This is a genomic window from Rhizobium sp. S96 (assembly GCF_030382195.1).
Classification (GTDB): Bacteria; Pseudomonadota; Alphaproteobacteria; order Rhizobiales; family Rhizobiaceae; genus Rhizobium.
Genome location: NZ_JAUDRY010000026.1, coordinates 323601 through 341957, shown reverse-complemented (window position 1 = coordinate 341957; position 18357 = coordinate 323601). Strand labels below are relative to the sequence as shown.

General features: G+C 59.2%; 15 protein-coding genes and 1 pseudogene. 3 read left to right on the top strand and 13 right to left on the bottom strand.

The window, feature by feature from the left end:
- Positions 1-55: 55 nt before the first annotated feature.
- The 12 genes from QTL94_RS21875 to QTL94_RS21820 all read right to left on the bottom strand — a co-directional run bounded on the left by QTL94_RS21875 (position 56) and on the right by QTL94_RS21820 (position 13811).
- Complete coding sequence (locus QTL94_RS21875; RefSeq protein ID WP_065692227.1) at positions 56-1027, bottom strand: FecR family protein; 972 nt, start codon at positions 1025-1027, stop codon at positions 56-58.
- A gap of 75 nt (positions 1028-1102) precedes the next feature.
- Positions 1103-1618 carry a sigma-70 family RNA polymerase sigma factor gene (locus QTL94_RS21870; RefSeq protein WP_065691928.1) on the bottom strand — a complete coding sequence of 172 codons (516 nt, stop codon included), beginning with the start codon at positions 1616-1618 and terminating at the stop codon, positions 1103-1105.
- 763 nt (positions 1619-2381) lie between these two features.
- Positions 2382-3446 carry an amino acid ABC transporter permease gene (locus QTL94_RS21865; protein ID WP_065691929.1) on the bottom strand — a complete coding sequence of 355 codons (1065 nt, stop codon included), beginning with the start codon at positions 3444-3446 and terminating at the stop codon, positions 2382-2384.
- Entirely contained in the window at positions 3443-4600 is a 1158-nt protein-coding gene (locus tag QTL94_RS21860; RefSeq protein WP_065691930.1) for an amino acid ABC transporter permease, read from the bottom strand. Before QTL94_RS21860 ends, QTL94_RS21865 begins: the two co-directional genes overlap by 4 nt.
- Positions 4601-4646: 46 nt before the next feature.
- Positions 4647-5690: an amino acid ABC transporter substrate-binding protein gene (locus tag QTL94_RS21855; protein WP_065691931.1), complete on the bottom strand. Its 1044-nt coding sequence runs from the start codon at positions 5688-5690 to the stop codon at positions 4647-4649.
- A gap of 201 nt (positions 5691-5891) precedes the next feature.
- Positions 5892-7256, bottom strand: coding sequence for an O-acetylhomoserine aminocarboxypropyltransferase/cysteine synthase family protein (locus QTL94_RS21850; RefSeq protein ID WP_065691932.1), 1365 nt, complete (start codon positions 7254-7256; stop codon positions 5892-5894).
- A 101-nt stretch (positions 7257-7357) separates the two neighbouring features.
- On the bottom strand, positions 7358-8398 hold the full coding sequence (locus QTL94_RS21845) for an isopenicillin N synthase family dioxygenase (RefSeq protein WP_065691933.1): 1041 nt from the start codon (positions 8396-8398) through the stop codon (positions 7358-7360).
- A 21-nt stretch (positions 8399-8419) separates the two neighbouring features.
- Complete coding sequence (locus QTL94_RS21840) at positions 8420-8716, bottom strand: hypothetical protein (RefSeq protein WP_065691934.1); 297 nt, start codon at positions 8714-8716, stop codon at positions 8420-8422.
- Complete coding sequence (locus tag QTL94_RS21835) at positions 8706-9497, bottom strand: ABC transporter ATP-binding protein (protein ID WP_065691935.1); 792 nt, start codon at positions 9495-9497, stop codon at positions 8706-8708. Before QTL94_RS21835 ends, QTL94_RS21840 begins: the two co-directional genes overlap by 11 nt.
- On the bottom strand, positions 9497-10495 hold the full coding sequence (locus QTL94_RS21830) for an ABC transporter permease (RefSeq protein ID WP_065691936.1): 999 nt from the start codon (positions 10493-10495) through the stop codon (positions 9497-9499). The genes QTL94_RS21835 and QTL94_RS21830 overlap by 1 nt, the downstream gene beginning before the upstream one ends.
- A gap of 10 nt (positions 10496-10505) precedes the next feature.
- Positions 10506-11531 (bottom strand): ABC transporter substrate-binding protein, encoded by a 1026-nt coding sequence (locus tag QTL94_RS21825; protein WP_065691937.1) that lies wholly within the window; start codon positions 11529-11531, stop codon positions 10506-10508.
- Positions 11532-12614: 1083 nt separating this feature from the next.
- Positions 12615-13811 (bottom strand): succinylglutamate desuccinylase/aspartoacylase family protein, encoded by a 1197-nt coding sequence (locus tag QTL94_RS21820; protein ID WP_289803091.1) that lies wholly within the window; start codon positions 13809-13811, stop codon positions 12615-12617.
- A gap of 277 nt (positions 13812-14088) precedes the next feature.
- Between QTL94_RS21820 and QTL94_RS21815 the strand changes: the two are divergent.
- A pseudogene (locus QTL94_RS21815) lies at positions 14089-14567 on the top strand (acyl-CoA dehydrogenase); the annotation flags it as partial.
- Between the two features lie 178 nt (positions 14568-14745).
- Here the strand turns inward: QTL94_RS21815 and QTL94_RS21810 are convergent.
- Entirely contained in the window at positions 14746-15654 is a 909-nt protein-coding gene (locus QTL94_RS21810; RefSeq protein WP_289803090.1) for a LysR family transcriptional regulator, read from the bottom strand.
- A gap of 93 nt (positions 15655-15747) precedes the next feature.
- On the opposite strand from QTL94_RS21810, the gene QTL94_RS21805 reads away from it, so the two are divergent.
- Positions 15748-17079 (top strand): aspartate aminotransferase family protein, encoded by a 1332-nt coding sequence (locus QTL94_RS21805; protein WP_198928708.1) that lies wholly within the window; start codon positions 15748-15750, stop codon positions 17077-17079.
- A 131-nt stretch (positions 17080-17210) separates the two neighbouring features.
- Positions 17211-18347, top strand: coding sequence for an ABC transporter substrate-binding protein (locus tag QTL94_RS21800; RefSeq protein WP_289803089.1), 1137 nt, complete (start codon positions 17211-17213; stop codon positions 18345-18347).
- Positions 18348-18357: the final 10 nt, after the last annotated feature.

Sequence of the window (18357 nt, the reverse complement as noted above, 5' to 3'; positions counted from 1 at the left end):
ACCCGAAAGCTGAGTAAAATCCTCAATGATTAGGTGGAAAAATTTTCGCCTTTTGTTAGGTCGCTGAAATCACTGTAAAATAATTCGAGACATGGCGTACCCTGAGGGGCAATCCGCCCTGCAGCGCGTCGAGGGACCCGTTTGCGTCACGCAGATCGAGCACTGCATTGATTTTCAGTTGCTTGAGCTTCGCATCGGTGATCACGATGAAGCCCCGGTGCCATGCCGAAAGGGCGGCAACGACTTCCTCCAGCGAGCGCCTCTCGGCGATATATTGCCCATCACGCCAGGCAGCGAACGTCGAAACATCCGATTTGGTCGCCTGTCCGATATGGCCTTGCCTGTCGACGCGCAGGATCTCTCCCTCCTGCACATCCAAAGTCTCGCCAAGACTGCTACGAACCCTGACGCTGTGGTGTGTGACAGAAAGCTCGGCTCTTGCTTCGGGCAGATCCCTCGCAATGTCGAAGGCCGTGCCTAGCGCACGGAAGGACGTATCGTCGACCATGACCTCGAAGGGGCGGGCAGCATTCGACGTCACTTCGAAATAGGCCTGTCCGGCCAGCAGCCGCACGCGTCTCATTTGCTCGGTGAAATCGACATCAAGGGCGGAGCGGGCGTTCATATAGACACGCGAACCATCCGGAAGCGTAATCAGTTCCGGGCTGGCCGTTTCCGTGGTGTAGTCCGCGGTCAGGCGGCCAAGCACCCCCGAGCTCCAGAGAGCTCCCGAAGTGCCTATAGCCCCGAGACACAGCAGCAGGGAAAGTGCGCCGCGACGGCTAATCCCGGACGCCGGCGGCGGTGCGGCCAAAACCCGCCCGCTGTTGCGATCAACGAAGAGCTTGCCCATCACTGACCAGAGTTGCTCTGCCTCGCGGGCAGCATCGGCATGCGCAGTGCTTTCCTGCTGCCACGCCTCGTATTCTGTAACATCGCCATCACGAGCTGTGCCGGAATGCAGCCGAACGATCCAATGGAGGGCCTGTTCGGCAAGATCCGGTTTCTCGTTCTGCGACTCGGTCATCATTGTGTCCAGGTTTGGAGTGCCGTTCATCTGGTTAGACCGGAAAAGCGAGGAAAATCCACAATACGCGCCATCTCAAAATTCCTCGTCGCGGCGCAGGAACTCACGGCAGTGCAGCAGGGCGCGCACGATATGCTTTTCCACCATGCTGACGGAGACGCCGAGAGTAGCAGCGATTTCCGGATGGCTGTAGCCCTGCAGCTTGTTCATGACGAATGCCTGCCGGCAGGATGCGGGGAGCGCATTGAGATAGACGGCGAGCTTGGCGAGATCGCGCTGCATGTCCATGCGCTCGGCCGAATTGTCCGCAAGACTGGCCTCGTCGAGGCTCTCGAAATCCACTCGACGCTGCCATTCGCGCCGCTGGCGATCGGTAAAGTCGATCGCTGCATGACGTGTCGCCGTGAACAGATAGCTCCTTGGATGTTCGACGGGTGTCGTCGATTGGCGCCCTGCGAGCTTCAGATAGGCATCCTGAACCACTTCCTCGCCGCTGTCCCTATTGCCGACAAGTCGTGAGGCAAAGCGCACGGCATCACGATGATGGAGCTTAAATAGCTGATAGAGCCATGCGTTGAATGTTCGTGCCATCGGTTCGCGTATCTATGGGGACAAAACCTAACGGGAACCGCTGGCCAGCTTTCGTGCTGGCTCACATATAAAACAGGACAAAAACAGTCATAAGCTTGTGGCCGAAAAATTGGGAGGATCTACCATGTGGCTGACCCGACCGGCCAGGGTTTCGAATGGGCGGCCCGGACGATTTACCCCAACTACGCCACGTTAGTCGCGGTCCACTATTACTCACAAAATGAAAGGCTTAGCCACTGTTGGATCTGACGGCTCGATCTGGTTTAAGAGCAGCGGCTAACAAACAGCCGCGGTGGAAGCATCACATCACGCTAGACTTCTGGGCGTCGACCGCAGCATCCCGGTGACTTCCATCAGTCGCCTTCGCAGTCGCGTTGAGCTTAGCCTCAAGCATTGCGGTACCGTGGACGCTCTAGCTCATCGGGATCGCCGCTATCAATATCCTGGTCTTTCATTTCGGGATCTATCGCAGCGTCTCCCATTGGAATGTCGACGTCAGCAATTTGGCGCGGTGTATCCGCAACAAATCCGGCCGGAACGTGATTGATCCTCAAGTTATGCCACCCCCGGGAGTAGCGTTACGCGCTCATCCGAGCAGCGCAAAGCAAGAATAGATCACGTAAAGGTAGGACCCACGGGTGGGGCAAAGCCTGAGGGAGCATAGAATTTAGCATCTTGAAGATGCCGACATTCTCGCCGCCGTCGAGCGCGGCAAAAATTCCCGGGTTGATGGTGACCGTTATTGCCTATGTCTTGCTGCTCGTCAGCGTCTAGCCCGCAGACGGGTTTCCAGCCAGCCACTGTAGCGTGACGCGCTAAAGCTAATGGCGAAGTACACGCAAGCCGCAAAAATGAAGGTCTCGGTATAAAAGCCGAGCCAGTTCGGGTCGGCCGCCGCCGTCTTTGCTGCATTCAACAGGTCGGAGATGCCTATGACCGCAAGCAACGATGTATTCAGCAGGATGCCGATCGACAGATTGACAATGGCGGGAATGACGGCCCGCAGCGCCTGCGGGAGCACGACCAGCTGGGCGGTACGCCAATAGCCGAGCCCGAGCGAGTACGCAGCTTCTGTCTGACCTGCCGGAATGGATTGAAGACCGGCGCGAATGACTTCTGCGAGATAGGCCGAGACAAAGAGGGTGATGCCGACTTGCGCTCGCAGCAACTTGTCCAGCAGCGCATCCGCCGGCAGGGCCATCGGGACGATCAGCATGGCCACATAGAGGACCGCGATGAGGGGAACCCCACGCAGGCATTCGATGAAGCCGACTGCGAGGAGGCGCAGGATCGCCATGTTGGACCGGCGTGCGAGTGCCAGCAAAAGCGCGATGGGAAATGCCGCGGCAAGACCGACCAGCGATACGAGGATGGTGATCGGGAGCCCGCCCCATTGGTTGGTAGGAACCGCTGGCCCGACCAGCTGCCCGGCCATCACCAGCCAGGCGAGGGGAATTGCGAGAAACCATAGCAAGATGAGCCGGTTGCTCCAGAACCGCGGCTTGGCCGACACGAAAAGTAGCAGCACGATCCCGAGGATGACGAGAGCAGGGCGCCACTGCAGATCGGGCGGATAAAAGCCAAAGACTATGAAACGGAACTTGACGCCGACAAAGGCCCAGCAAGCGCCCGCTCCGTCTGCGGCGCAGTCCTGCGCCAGACCTCGCCAGACAGCATCTGTGATGGCCCAGCGCCAGAGCGGCACCAGAAGCCACATGACAACCGCAAGGCACAACAGGGTGATGACGCCGTTGGATTTGCTGTCGAAGAGGCCAGTTGGTATAGCGGGGCGGCGGACCTTCGGGAGGCTGATCTGGAGTTCGCTCATTTCCGCCGGGCGTCCTTCCGCGTGATGCGACGGTTGTAGATATTCATCAGCAAGGAGACGCCCAGATTGAGCGCCAGATAAGCGATCGCGATGATTGCAATCGCTTCCAGGACCTGCCCGGTGGTATTGGCGGTCGTATTGGCAACGCTGACGAGGTCAGGAAAGCCAATCGCAACCGCAAGGCTCGAGTTCTTCGTCAGGTCGAGATAACTCGATGTCATGAGTGGTGTGATGACCCGCAGCGCTTGCGGCAACACGATCAACCGCATGATATGGCCTGGCCGCAATCCCAGCGCTCGCGCCGCCTCCCATTGACCGCTTCCGACCGACTGGATGCCGCTTCGCACGATTTCGGCGATGGTGGCGGCTGCGTTGAACACCAGACCTGTCAGAAGCCCGGCAAATTCCGGCGTCAGCGACAGGCCGCCGCTGATGTTGAAGCCGCCCCGCGCAGGCAGTTCGCTGGAGACGGAAACACCTGCCGCCCAGCAGACGGCCACAAAGACCGCGACGGAGATCATAACGATGCGGGTTGCGTAAAAGCGGTGCCCAACGAGTAGACGTCGCATCGAAAAGATGGTGATGCCGGTGGCAGCCAAGGCGAGCGGCAACCAGACGAATGGAGATGGTCCTTCGATGATGAACCGCGGAATGAAGACACCGCGGTTGGTCAGGAAGATGCTCTGCGAAACCTCGATTGCCCGCCGCGGGGACGGCAGGCTGTGGAAGATCGCACTCCAAAGAAAAAGCTGCAACAGAAGCGGCGTGTTACGAAATACCTCAACGTAGGCGCGCACGAGGGATGACAGCACAAGATTGCCGGAGAGGCGGGCGATGCCGAGCACGACACCGAAGGCGGTTGCGATCAGGCAGCCGAAGAAAGCGACATTGATGGTATTGAGCAATCCCACCACCAGTGCGCGGCCGTAGGTGTCCGAGGAGGAATAGCTGATCAGGCTCTCGCCGATCTCGAAATTGGCGCGCTGGCCGAGGAAGGCAAAGCCGGGCTTGAGCCCCAGCCTTTGCATCGTTTCAACGACATTGCTGCCGAGATAGAAAATGCCCGCGATGATGAGGATCAGGATCATCGCTTGTGTGAGCGGCGAGGGGCCCACCCACGCCCGGATGGAGGCCAAGAAACCGGGCTTCGACAAGCCCGGTTCGGATCGATGACGTGATGTCAAGCGCAACAGCACTGGCTCACCGGAACGGAGGCGAATAGATCAGGCCGCCCTTGGTCCAGAGTTGGTTCAGGCCGCGATCGAAATTGAGCGGTGTGCCCTTGCCGACGTTGCGCTCGAAGATTTCGCCGTAATTGCCGACAGCCTTGATGATGTTGTAGGCAAACTTCGGATCCAGGCCGATCGCTTCACCAAGCGACGTGTCGACCCCGAGGAAGCGCTTGATTGCCGGATCCTCGCTGGTCAGGAAGGTATCGACATTGTCCTTGGTGATACCGAATTCCTCAGCCTGAATGGTGGCGAACACCGTCCAGTTGACAATCTCGAGCCACTGATCATCTCCAGCGCGGACGGCGGGGGCGAGAGGCTCCTTCGACAGACGCTCCGGCAGCAGGATATAGTCATCCGGCGCCTTGAGCTGCGTGCGCTTGGCGGCGAGATCGGTCGAATCCTGCGTCAGGGCATCGACGCGGCCGCTATCAAGTGCCTTGGTGAACTCGCTCGTTTCCTCGATGGTCACGGGCGTGAACTTCTTTCCGGTCTTGCGGAAGAAATCGGCAATATTCAGCTCGCCTGTCGTTCCGCTCTGCACGCCGATCGTTGCACCGTCGAGATCCTCGCCCTTGGTGACGCCAAGGTCCTTGCGAACGAGGAGGCCCTGGCCGTCATAGAAGACGACGGGACCAAAATGGAAGCCGAGCTTGAAGGCGCGAGTGATGGTTTCGGTTACGCCCGAAAGCAGGATATCGAACTCGCCCGCCTGCAATGCCGGCAGACGCTGCTGCGGCGAGGAATTCGTGAACTCGACCTTGTCAGGATTGTTAAAGACCGTGACCGCGAGCGCACGACCGAAATCGACGAAAAAGCCCTGCCAGCGGCCGTTGCTGTCCGGTGTGAAGAAGCCGGGCGTCGTTCCGACGCCGACCTTGATCACGCCACGTTCCTTGATCTTGTCTAGCGTCTGGCCTGCCTCGGCTGCGATAGGCAGCAAGGCTGCGGCGGTGACGATGGCGGCCCCGGCCACACCCTTCAAATGCCGCTGGATGGCGGAAATTGCTTGCATGAAATACTCCTAAAAATGATGTCCCCAACCGCAGGCGGATCGGACTTGGGAGGATCAGAACCCGCCTGCGCCATCCAGAATAAGGAGAAATAGTCTATAAAATAGATAGATTATTATAAAGCGCTGCCTGTTTGTGAAACGGTTTGCTCATTTTTCAGGCGTTCCGATAGGGGCGGGATGCCGGGCATCCCACCCCTGATCTCAGGCGAGTTCGAGTGCCTGCGCAATATCGGCAATGATATCGTCGGCATGTTCTATGCCGATCGACAGGCGAACGTAGCCGGGCGTAACCCCTGCGGCCAACTGATCCTCTGGTGTAAGCTGCGAATGCGTGGTGGTCGACGGATGGATCGCCAGTGAGCGAGCATCACCGATGTTGGCAACGTGATAGAGAAGCTGAAGCGAGTCGATGAAGCGGCGACCGGCATCCCGGCCAGCTTTCAATTCAAAGCCGACGAGTGCTCCGAACGAGCCATTCCGAAGGTATTTGCTGGCCCGTTCAGCGGCAACGCCTGTTTGAAACTTCGGGAAGATGACCTTCGAAACCTTCGGGTGCGTCTTCAGGAATTCGGCGATCTTGATGGCGTTCTCATTGTGCTGGCGCAACCGCAGCGGCAGGGTTTCCAACCCCTGGATAAACAGGAAGGCATTCTGCGGACTGACGGGTGCCCCGATATCGCGCAGCAGCACGGCGCGGATGCGCAGGATATATGGATGAAAATCGATCAGCGCTGCTTTTTCGATCCAGCTCTTGTTTTGGTAGCTCGGGTCGGGCTCATGCAGGGTCGGCAGCCGTTCCGCTTGCTCGCTCCAGGGGAAGTTACCGCCATCGACGATCGCGCCGCCGATCGCCGTCCCATGTCCGCCGATATACTTTGTCGTCGAATAGACGACGACTGCCGCACCATGGTCGAGTGGCCGGATAGTCTGCGGTGCGGCCGTATTGTCGACGATGAGGGGAATGCCGAAGCGACGGCCGATGTCTGCAACTTCGGCAATCGGGAAGACCTCGAGTTTGGGGTTCGGCAGCGATTCGGCGTAGTAGGCGCGGGTTCTGCCGTCGGTTGCCCGGGCAAAGGCCTCCGGATCGGCGGCATCGACGAAACGCGTTTCGATCCCGAAGCTCTTCAGCGTCGCCGCGAACAACGCCCATGTACCGCCATAAAGTCCTGCGGCGCTGACGATATTGTCGCCGGCGCGCGCAAGATTGAGCACCGCGAAGGCGGACGCCGCCTGCCCGGAGCCGAGCGCGAGCGCTGCCGCCCCGCCTTCGAGTTCCGCCAGTCGCTGCTCGAATGCGTCCTGCGTTGGATTCGACACACGCGTGTAGAGATGGCCGGCGGCCTCAAGCGCAAAAAGCTTGTCCGCACCTTCCGTGCCAGGCAGTTGAAACGATGTCGTCTGGTAGATCGGAACAGCGATCGCGCCGGTGGTCGGATCGAAGCGGAAACTGCCGCCATGAAGGGCGATTGTCTCCGGGTGCCGGCGCAGGCTGCGAGGGCCGGACGCTCCGGCAGGCGACGCCACAACTTCGGGAGCCGGGGTAGTCGGGGTGCGAATCGTCATGCTGGTTGCCTTTCTCTGTTTCGTTGCTGCCGATTGGACACAAAAACCCGTCGGCCGACTGAGTGCCGCGGGGTGGATCGATTTCACTGAGACGCTACCGCTCAGGCGGCCGTCGTTTCCCTTTCCTGTTCCTCGAGCAGGTCGGCGTGATGTTCGCGCGCGACATCCGGATGGGAGCGCAGCCGCGACTTCAGCACGTTGCGTCCAACCTCGCGAAACAACGGGTTGAGCGGATCCTGGGTGACGCCGCGCACTTCCGCCGCCAGGGCTGGGGGCAAATCGAGCACCGGAATGCTGGCTGCCAGATTGGCACCAAGGAAAAACGGGATCGAGAGACGATCGCCGCCAGCCGCCGGCGTGACGACGCGATGGATATTTGCCTTCAGATATCCATTGGAGGCGAGCTCGAGCAACTCCCCAACGTTGATGACGAAGGTGCCGCGGATCGGCGGTGCGTCGATCCATCCGCCCTCGCCGTCGTCCACCTGCAGGCCGCCGACGACATCCTGAAGCAGAATGGTGACAAAGCCACCGTCCTTGTGCGCACCGACGCCCTGATCGCTTTCGGTCTGGTCGCGGCCGGGATAGCGCACGATCTTCAGAAGCTGGTTCGGACCATTGCTATAGATCGGCGCAAAAACGTCGGGCTTCTGGCCGAGCGCTTCGGAAAAGGCCTGCAGCACCTTCAGACCGACAGCGGTGACGTCGTCGATCCATTTGAGCACCGAGGGGCGCAATTCCGGCAGTGCCGAGGGAAATTGGTTCGGGCCGATCAGGCGCTGCCAGGCCGGATCGCGTTTCCCGATTGCCAGCTTTTCGCGCTCCGGTCCGAAGTCGACCTGCTCGCGCCAATCCTGCGTGCCCCGGGTATATTCGAGACCGGCGCGATTATAGCCGCGAAAATGCGGCGACTTGCGCATTTCGATCTCCAGCTTTTTCTCTTCTGGAAGCGAGAAGAAGCGTCTGGCCAGCGCCGTCAGGTCGTCGATCTCCCCTTGAGGAATTCCATGCCCAGTCAGATAGAAGAAGCCGAGTGTTCGGGTGACATCGCGCAATTCAGCCAGTGCCTCATCCCGTTCCGGATGATCCGTTGCGAAGCGCTTGAGGTCCAGTATCGGAAGTGTCTTCGGCGTAGCCGTCATGTTTCTATCCTTCTTTTGTATTCAGGCCGGGCGGCGCGATGAGCGGAGGACAAGTCCAAGGCTCGAGGTTGCGATCCCTGCCCAGAAAACCACCGAGGAATATTTGCTTATGCCGAGCCAGTGGTTCGTCTTGCATAGCGCCTGCGCCAGGGTGCAAAGGTCGGTGGCGCTGCCGATGCAGGTCGCGGCTTGGCTGTAGCTGATGTAGTCGTTGGCGATGACCTCGCGGAACACCAGCCACCACCATGCAAGGCCTAGGATCAGGATGACGGCGCCGAGCGCGGTCACAAAGGCGGAGAGGCGGGGATCAGACGTCATGAGATACCCCAAGCTTTTCAAGGAGGGTCTGGCGCAGGGCGATCAGCGCTGGATCATCCCGGCGGCGGGGATGCGGCTTGTCCACCCTGACGTCGGCAATGATGCTCGCCGGTCGGTCGCCAAAGACGATGACGCGATCGGCCAACAGGAGGGCCTCCTCCACGTCGTGGGTCACGAGAAGTGCGGTAAAGCCCGATCTTTGCCACAGCTGAAGCAGTTCGTTCTGCATCTTCAGTCGGGTAAGAGAGTCCAGCTTGCCGAAAGGTTCGTCGAGCAGCAGCAATTTCGGGTCGTTGACCAGCGCACGCGCGATCGCGACGCGCTGCGCCATGCCGCCGGACAGCTGATGCGGATAGGCCTCAGAGAAGGCATCCAGCTTTACGAGCTTCAGTATGTCGTCGACGCGATATTCGTGATCCTTCAGGATGCCGCGCGCATCGAGACCCGTCGCCACATTTCGCCAGACCGTCAGCCAGGGAAAAAGGGTGGCGTCCTGGAACACCAGGATACGGGAGGGATCGGGATGGGTGATCTCGCTATCGTCCTCGAGCAAACGGCCTTTCGTCGGCGCTTCAAGTCCAGCCGCCAGCCGCAGCAAGGTCGACTTCCCGCAGCCAGACGGGCCAAGCAGCGCGACGAATTCGCCCGCTTCGATATTGATCGTGATGTTCGAGAGAACCGGCAGGCGTGTCTCTCCGAGGTCGAATTCGTGGCTGACATTGTCGATGTCGAGACGAACGCTCTGCGTGGCAGGCACCTCTTGTCGGAAGGCGACAGTCATCAGAGAATTCCTTTCTGCCAGCCGAGCAGTCGTTCGCGAACGATGAACAGCAGCCGCACCAGTCCGGCGCAGATAAGCGCCATGACAATGAGGGCGGCATAAACGTTGGCATAGGCCGAATAGGCAGTGTTGAACTGAAGATACCAACCGAGCCCATACTTGGCGCCCAGCATCTCGGCGACGACGAGCACGGCGAATGAATAATAGAGCCCCATGAACAGGCCGACGAAGACGTTCGGCAAGGACGCCGGGATCGCCACCTTGAACACCAGGTAGCGGTTGTTCGCACCAAGCGTGCGGGCAACGTCATAAAGCGACCGGTTGACCTGTCCGACGCCCGCAGCCGTCAGGATCGCGACGGGAATTCCCGAAGCGAGTGCCACGAGAAAGATGCTGGCCTGGAAGGTCGAGGGGAAGATGAAGAAGGTGCAGGGGATCCATGCGCTGGCAGGCACCGGCCCGATCAGCTTCAGCACTGGCATTCCCCAATAGGCGAATCGCTTGGACCAGCCGAGTGCAACCCCGGCCACGAAGCCGGTGGCAACGCCGGAGGCAAAACCCAGTATCCAGAGCCGTCCGGTGTAGGCAATGCAGATCAGTAGCCGGCTCCAGTCGGTCAGGTAGACATGCAGAAGCCCCTGAGGTGGTGAGAAAAACGGCTTGGGGAGCCAGCCCAGCTTGGCGGTGACCAGTTCCCAGGCCGCCAACCATATTCCGATAACGATGAACCACGGTCCGTAATAGGTAAGCGTTCGTGTCGAATCCGCCGCATGCGGCACGACGAGTGCAAGCAGCAGGAACAAGCCGCCGCCCGCTGCCGCGAGGATCGCGAACGCTTCCGTATCACCCCAGACGATGGCATCGGGCAGGAACCAAGTGATCGCTGCAGCCGAGAACCAGGTGACGGCGGCAAGCAGGCCGTCCCGCCAAAAGAAGCTGGACAGACCGGCATGCCGCTCACCCAGCGCCGCCGCATTGTTGTGGACGACATCCGTCATCGGTCAGGCCTCACGCAAAGATATCGAGCGTGACGCGGTTGGCGATTTCATCGGGGTCGGTGCTCTGATCGATGACGCCGGTGAGCTTCAGGTTCGCATAGCCCTCGCGAACCTCCGCAACCAGATCCTTGCCGAACCAGTTCTTGTGATAGGTGAGCGACGCCAGGACCTCAGTCAGATCCTCGAGCGGCAGTCCGGGCTTCAGCGTGTCGAAATACCACTTCGCGACTTCGTCAGGATGCTCGGCCGTGTACTGGTGAATTTCGAGGTTGGCGGCGGCCACGCGGCGGATGACGTCCTTGTTGCTCTCATAGTAATCGCCGTTGACGCCGAGCACGCAGCAGACGCGGTCCTCGAAGATGCCCGTCTGGGTATCGTAGATCTTCAGGAAATCGTGCTGCTTTTCGTAGGAATAGGCCCAGGGATCCATATGAGCGACCGCATCCGCTTCGCCACGCTCGACGCCTTCGGCGACGAGATCGAAGGGGAAGACCTTCCATGTCACATCGTGCTCGGGGTCGATGCCGGCTTTTGCCAGCGCCACGGAAAATGCGACGCGTGAGGGCGAACCGGCGTCGAAGGTGCCGATCGTCTTGCCCTTGAGATCGGCAAGCGACTTGATGCCGGAGTCCTTCTTGACCAGCAGGCGCTGGCAACCGCCATGCGAACCGTGGAAGAGCTTGACGTCGAAGCCCTGTTCGATCGGCTTCAGCCAATCATAAAGCAGGCCCGGGCCGGCTTCCGCCTTGTGGGTCGCGAGCGACTGGATCAGCGTTTGACCGCTGGCGCCCTGGTAGAACAGTTCGACGTCGAGGCCGTGCTTGGTGTAGATGCCCTTGGAGAGGCCGAAACCAACCGGCGAATGGCAGGCCGCCACTTCCGTCCATTCGAGCTTGATCTTGTCGAGGTTGCCGGCAATGGCGTATCCGCCTCGACCGGCGAAGGCGCCGATCGAGGCGACCGCACCGACCGTCCCCACGGCCTTCAGCACGGTGCGGCGAGATAAAAGATTTGTCTCAGGAATGATATCGCTCATTGTCAGGCCCCCTATGAAGATGACAGAGGCTATCAAATTCCGGTATTGTCTACAGAATTTATAGACTATTTAGGCGATGATCACTGAAATTTCTTTACGCAATTCGGCGGCAAGGCGCAGGGATCGCTCTAATCATCCGCCATACTAAGCACCCCAGTACTCTGAGATCTGCGGTTCCGGCCAGGCGGCCATTGTCCATCATTGCCGTCAGTTTTACGAGGAACGGATTCGCGTCGAGGACCGCCTTACCAAATCGGGAATAAGAGATTGGCCGTCCAGCCGCGTCCGAAAAAATCAAGTTGCCTCGGGAAACGGCGGCGCTGGCGATCTCGAGGAACCGTTCGGGATCTTCGAGCACCGCCGCGACGATCGCGCCCATCTCTTCGAGATCATCTATTAATGGGTCATGAAGAAATCGAAGTGACCCGTCTGATGGGCAGGAAGATTTTAGCTGCCGACAGGCAGAGGATGAGTTTGCGCTCAGGCGTAAAGCCGATCCGCGGGACAAGCCCAAACTGTTGGCCTGCGAGAAGTGGCTGCGTCATCTTCATGTCGATCAGGTGAAGGCTCGGAGTTTCTGTTGATTTTCCGTTCGTATGCTACTGGTCGAAGGTTCGAATTGGTTGGACACTACGACACTGATTTTCTTTCGGCGTGACGCTCAACCGCTGGTGCATGGAGACGGCGCGGCGCGGCCGACGCCCCACGATAATCGTCCCTGCACGATGGCCAGCGTCCACCTGCCGTTCGAATAAGTCGTTTCTTCTGTCCCCACGGCGGGCAGATCAAGCGCAGGCGCTCCGTTGACGGATACCGAAGCGCGGTCGCCGAACAGGCGCACAGCCAAATGCGTGCCGTCCTGACACGTGTAGTCGCTAACGGGGTGAGGGTTGCCCACGCCAATCGACGTGCTGGGCTCTGCATGCCCAGTGCATGCAAGCAGCAGGAGGCTAATTACCGCGATCGATAGTTTTCTCAACATTATCGCACTCCAAATTGGGGCATTGGCAAGAAGGCAAGGGCCGGCGTGTCGCACGCCGCCGAACTGACAGCGGCTTGCGGGTTGTCGCCTGTACGTGCTGACTATTCCTGATAGGTGTCCTCGCCGTTCGGAACCGGCTTATCGAACAGAATAAACGCCAAGTTGTCGCCGGGTTCGGACATCACGTCGGTGCGCAGGCCCGAAATCTCGCCGGTCACGCTGCTCGTATATTCCGCGACCACTTCACCGAAGCTGTTGCGTTGGATGGCGATCTTCTGGCCGGCCTCGACCTTGTCGTTGAGCTCGACCAGATGCTCAAGGAACCCGCCCTCGGTTGCGACAATCGGGACTGCGCCACGACCGATAAAGACGCGCACGTCCTTGCCTGTGCGTCCCATTGGACCGACAATGATCCCGTGCTGCTTGAGCACGTTCATTGTCCCCTCTACGAACTGCGCGATCATCGGAAGGTCCAAAGCGCGCGCGGCGCCGACCTCCGGGCAGATCGCCGGAACGCCCGCCGCAAGAAGCGCGTTATGCAGGGTTGTGGGAAAGGCATGTTGCGGCATATCGAGGATCTGGCTTACCGGATAGAGATCGGCCATCGCCTTAACCTCTGGCACATCCATGTCGGCAATATTAAATGCACTGACCTCGAAGCCTGTCGTCCCGGTATGGAAGTCGATCGCGGCGTCCGCGTTCGGCCGCAGGAGCCGGTTGAATACCAGTGCGGCGTGCCGGTCGGGCGCAGTGCCGCTCTCGTTCCCCGGCCACACCCTGTTCATATCGATCAGATCTATGCTCCTGCTCGAGTTCGGCCATTTGCGCTGGATGGCCAACATGGCCGGGCGCGAAATATCGGTGACTGCCATCACCGTCCCCGACATCTGTGCCGGATTGAGTTGGTTCATCACGGTCATGACCGTATGGACCGAACTCATTTCGTCGCCGTGCACGCCGCTGGTTAGGACGACGCGTTTTCCCGGATTTGCGCCTCTGGCGGCGATTACGGACACGTACCAGTGCTCTCCGGTACGCATTTGCACGCCCTGAAAGTACAGCTGGTGCCTCCGGCCGGGCTCCAAGTCGTTGACGTCGAGCGCGCTGACGACTTTCTTTCCCTGGATTGTTTCTCCGGTATATACCGTTCCCTTTCCGGACGCGGCCTCGGTGGAGGACGAGGTTTGCGCAGCCACTGGGATGGTGTTGGCCGAAAGCGCCGTTGCTGCCCCGACCGTAGTTATAGAGGCCTTGATCAGATCGCGACGCTTGATGCCTTTTTGGGGTTTATCTGCCATGCACGGAGCCCTTCTCGTTGTAAGGATGACTTTCGTCGGTACGCGGTGCCGACGGCAAGACCCTGCCCGACTTCAAAATTACGAAGAGGCGGCGGAACTGCTGACTTTCTCCGCGGATCAGCAATGGAAGAGGGTAGGGGAAAATTCGTCGTCCCTTCTTCCGGCGGATTGGCAGGTTGTATAACAGGAAACGCAGGCACTGCGTGGAATTCCTATTGAAGACGTCACGATACGGACAAAGCAGCGCGCCGATCGCTATAGAGCTACCGGTAGGGGCCTTCTCGCCCATCTCGTGCCGATCGTCGCGCTGGATGATGAAGGTCGCGCCCGGTACGCGATTGCCGAGCGGGACGCACCCGGATTGACCGTCATCGACGACTGGTCATCATTGGGCCAGCGTACAACGCTGTCGGGCACGGTAATCCTGAACAACGTCAAGGTGCCGAAGACGCACCTCGTTCCTGGCTATAAGGGGTTATGCGGAAACGACGGCCGACGGGGCGATCTTCCAGATCATCCAGGTCGCGGTCGATACGGGTTTTGCCCAGGCGGCGATCGACGAGACCGTTTCCTTCGTGCGCACCAAGAGCCGCGCCTGGGTGGACAGCGGCGTCGACAACGCCTGGGACGATCCCTACACGATCCAGGCCGTCGGTGACCTGACGCTCCCGTCTGCACGCCGCGCAAGCTTTGCTTGAAAAACCCGGCTACGCCATCGACAGCGCCATCCAGAACCCGAGTGCTGAAACGGTCGCGTAGGCGCGTGGCAGAATCGCGTGGAACTTCGGGCGTTTGAAAAGGCGTTCTTGGCAGACGTTTAACACCACATCCTGAAGCAGTTTTACATGTTCAGCGAGCCATCGCGCTGACCAAGCCCATGAGGTAGCGGAGGTGCAATTGGCTGAAGTTTTCGGTCCTCGCTTGTGCAGCAGGACTATAATCCAATACGCGGCTTGCCGTCGTGACGACTGGCCACTGCAGTTGCCACCTCGATGAAATCCCGCACCAGAGGCGTGATCTGTCCCATGTAGCCGATAGCGATTGTACAGTCGTCCATGTCCGAAATGGTCCGGAAGGTGACGCCCGGGCGCGCATAAAAGCGAGCGGTGCTCTCCGCCGTGATGCTTATGCCTTTTCGCAAGGCTACCGCCTGGAGTTCGGAATCAACCGTCGCCGCTTCGAACACAACGCGGGCCCGCTCGCCTTGGCGATACTGGTTGGCCAGCCAGTAGTCGCGCCAAACGCCCGAGCCCGGTGCAGCGATGAATGGCTCGTCCAACAGGTCTTCGACCTTCACGGTTTCGTTGGCACTCAGCGGATGTCCATTGTGCATGCACGCGACGCACTTTTCTCGCGCGATTTCCACGATTTGAATTCCGGGAGTATCGACCGGGGGCCGAAAAATGCTGCAGTCCACCGTCCCGCTAGCCAGTCCGCCGTCCGGGTTGTGAAAGTCATATTCGATGAATTCAAGCTGTGCGTGAGGGCGCCGCCTTTCGAACTCCTCGGTTATATCGGGGATGAAGTCGACAGCGGTGCCGATCAGATAGCCGACGCGAAGGGAATTTCGAGCAGACAGCTGGAGTGATTTCGCCTCCCTGTAGAAGAGATCCAGCGCCCGATCGAGCTTTTGCACGTAGGCGTAGAGTGCCTCGCCGTTCTCCGTCAGGGTCACACTTCGTGTCGTTCGCTGGAAGACATCGAATCCCAGAGTGGCCTCTAGCTGAATGATGGTTTGCGAGAGGGCAGGCTGAGAAACGGCCAGCTTTTCCGCCGCGCGCGCAAAGCTCTTCTCCCTTGCAACAGCAAGCAGACAGCGAATGTGGCGGAGCTGGATATTCATAAGTGACATGAATTAATCCTTTCGCCAATCGTCCTTGTTGTCAACGCCCCGCTGCTGCTTAATCGGCCTACTCGAACGACGAGAGGGAAATCGATGAGTGTCATGCAAAGCGCTGTAAAAACAGATGAATATCGGGTCGAGGAGGGGAAGCGCTCCCTCATTCACGATCCTGTCGAGGGTGACAATACGAAGATTACGCTTGTGCGCGCACGAGGATCCTACGTCTGGGATGACAAGGGCAATCGCTATCTGGATTGCACTTCCCAGGCATGGTCAAACAATCTCGGCGCCAACGACCCTCGTGTCGTCGAGGCTGCCATCGCGCAACTCCGGGAGATTACTCATGCCCGGCCGAACTTCAACACGAACGCGTTGCTGACACTGACCTCAAAACTACGCAACATCACCCCTGGTGACCTGAACCGTATCGGTTACGCGCTGCATGGCAGCCTAGCGGTCGAGATGGCGATCAAGCTCGCCTACAAGAACCGTCCTGGTGCTCAAAACATCATCGTGCTGCAAGATGCCTATCATGGCCGCTCGATCACGACCATGGCAGCCAGCTGGCCCCATCCGAACAATCCGTTTCTGGCGATCCAGCCGCGGTTCACCCGCGTGCCACATCCAGATCCCTATCGTCCACGTCTTGGCTTTGATATTGAGACTGACGTGCAGCTCTGCCTGCAACTGCTGGAAGATACGATAGACCGCGGCGTGGATGGTGGTGTTGCTGCGATCATGCTGGAGCCGATCATGGGCAATGGCGGTCACATCGTTCTGCCGCTCTCCTACCTCAAGGGTATCAGGGAGATCTGCGATCGGCGCGGTATCATTTTGATCTGGGACGAGATCCAGAGCTGCTTTGGTCGAACCGGGAAAATGTTTGCCGCTGACCTCTACGGTATCGTTCCAGACATCATGACCTTTGGCAAAGGTATCGGCGGGGGGTTCCCGCTGGCAGGCATCTTCGCGAGCGAAAAGCTGCAGAAGTTCGACTCCGGCGAGGATGCCTTGACGTTCGGTTCCTTCCCCGTTGCGATGGCTGCAGCCGTTGCCACCGTAGACGCGATTATCGAGGACAATCTCTGCGCGAAGGCCCGGCAGCTCGGCGAGTACGCCACGAAGCGCCTCAACGAGATCGCAACGCGTCGCAAACTGCTCGGGCATGTCCGCGGACCGGGGCTGTTTGTCTCAATTGAACTCGTCAAAGACCGTAAGAGCAAGGAGCCTGCCCGCCAGGCGGCAGCTGAGGTCTATCGACGCGGCGTCGACCGCGGTGTGCTATTTGGCGAAAGCCGCTATGCAGGTTTGGGCAATCTCATAAAGATCAAGCCTCCGCTAGACTGCTCCATGGAGGATATGGCGCACGCGTTGGATGTGCTCGATGAGGTGCTGGGTTCGATCGAGGCGGATGGCATCGCCTGAGGTTCAGGGCCACGTGCTTAGGCTTCCGGCGACCACCGCCGGAAGCATTTGAATTTAAAAGACGTGCTCAAGCACGCGAAAGACACAAAACAAGACCGACAAAGGGGACCATAACAATGTTTGACAGAAAAATGACTCGCAGATCCGTTCTGGCTGCCGGCACAACGGCAGCACTTGCGATACCATTCGTGCGCCCATCCTGGGCTGCTCCTGAAAAGATACGCGCGCTGATGTGGGAGGCCTATCTGCTTCCCGATCGGGTCACAGCGTTTGAAGATACCCACAAGGTGAAATTCGTCCCGAGCTTCTTCGACGGCAATTCGGAAGCATACAACAAGCTGCGTGTCGGTGGGTCGAAGGAGTTCGATCTTGTGCAGGCCGACGGGTTCTGGCCGCAACTCTATTACCGGGAGAAGCTGCTACGCGATGTGGATTATTCAAAGGTTCCGAACGCGGCCGGCTATTTGCCTGAGTTCGCAGCCGGGACCTTCAAGGTTCTGTCTGACCCGGGCACGGGCAAGAAGATCGGCTTTCCCTTTTGCTGGGGCGCCTATGGAATAACCTATGATGCAGCCAAGGTTGCGCCCGACGAGACCGAGACACTGACATGCATGTTCAATTCGCAGTTTTCCGGCATGCTTTCCACGAGCTCCCGCTTCGAGGAGAATATTGCGCTTGCCGCCCTGCTCGTGACCGACCGGATGGGCAGTCGAGCACAGCCGCGTCCCGATGGTAAGCCGTTCAACCCCTATGTCCTCACCGACGAGGAACTGACAGAGGTGGAAAAGCTCCTGATCCAGCAGAAGGGGCTGTTGCTAACACGTTATCAGGACAATCCGACACTGTTCCAGCTTCTGCAGAGCGGTGCGGTCGTCGCCGCGACGGAATTCGCGCAGGTCTTCCGTCAGTTGTTGACGGCTGAAGCGCAGGGTGCTGCTCCGGTTGATTTCCGTCATTCCCTGAAGATGAAGGAAGGTGGCCTCGGATGGGTCGATACCTGGCTGGTCACCTCAGGTGTTGAAGACGGCAAGAAGTTTGACCTCTGCAACAGCTTCATCGACATGATGATCTCTCCGGAGGTGATGAAGAAGATTGGCGAGGTGGCGGGTTGCTCGACCACGGTTGACCTTCGCGCGATCTCGAGCGAGTCGGAGCGAAAACTCTTCCTGATGGACCGCTCGAACGAAATAGCCGGCCTGTTCATGTTTGATCAGCCGTCGTCCCCTGAAAAGTGGGAACGCGTCTGGTCCAACGTACAGGCAGCTTGATCGATTGTTC

What these genes read in the sequence shown, in the direction of transcription:
- QTL94_RS21835 (WP_065691935.1), bottom strand. Translation starts at nt 9,497, where the DNA reads ATGACTGTCGCCTTCCGACAAGAGGTGCCTGCCACGCAGAGCGTTCGT.
- QTL94_RS21825 (WP_065691937.1), bottom strand. Translation starts at nt 11,531, where the DNA reads ATGAGCGATATCATTCCTGAGACAAATCTTTTATCTCGCCGCACCGTG.
- QTL94_RS21805 (WP_198928708.1), top strand. Translation starts at nt 15,748, where the DNA reads ATGAGTGTCATGCAAAGCGCTGTAAAAACAGATGAATATCGGGTCGAG.
- QTL94_RS21800 (WP_289803089.1), top strand. Translation starts at nt 17,211, where the DNA reads ATGACTCGCAGATCCGTTCTGGCTGCCGGCACAACGGCAGCACTTGCG.
- QTL94_RS21840 (WP_065691934.1), bottom strand. Translation starts at nt 8,716, where the DNA reads ATGACGTCTGATCCCCGCCTCTCCGCCTTTGTGACCGCGCTCGGCGCC.
- QTL94_RS21865 (WP_065691929.1), bottom strand. Translation starts at nt 3,446, where the DNA reads ATGAGCGAACTCCAGATCAGCCTCCCGAAGGTCCGCCGCCCCGCTATA.
- QTL94_RS21850 (WP_065691932.1), bottom strand. Translation starts at nt 7,256, where the DNA reads ATGACGATTCGCACCCCGACTACCCCGGCTCCCGAAGTTGTGGCGTCG.
- QTL94_RS21845 (WP_065691933.1), bottom strand. Translation starts at nt 8,398, where the DNA reads ATGACGGCTACGCCGAAGACACTTCCGATACTGGACCTCAAGCGCTTC.
- QTL94_RS21855 (WP_065691931.1), bottom strand. Translation starts at nt 5,690, where the DNA reads ATGCAAGCAATTTCCGCCATCCAGCGGCATTTGAAGGGTGTGGCCGGG.
- QTL94_RS21875 (WP_065692227.1), bottom strand. Translation starts at nt 1,027, where the DNA reads ATGACCGAGTCGCAGAACGAGAAACCGGATCTTGCCGAACAGGCCCTC.
- QTL94_RS21870 (WP_065691928.1), bottom strand. Translation starts at nt 1,618, where the DNA reads ATGGCACGAACATTCAACGCATGGCTCTATCAGCTATTTAAGCTCCAT.
- QTL94_RS21810 (WP_289803090.1), bottom strand. Translation starts at nt 15,654, where the DNA reads ATGAATATCCAGCTCCGCCACATTCGCTGTCTGCTTGCTGTTGCAAGG.
- QTL94_RS21830 (WP_065691936.1), bottom strand. Translation starts at nt 10,495, where the DNA reads ATGACGGATGTCGTCCACAACAATGCGGCGGCGCTGGGTGAGCGGCAT.
- QTL94_RS21820 (WP_289803091.1), bottom strand. Translation starts at nt 13,811, where the DNA reads ATGGCAGATAAACCCCAAAAAGGCATCAAGCGTCGCGATCTGATCAAG.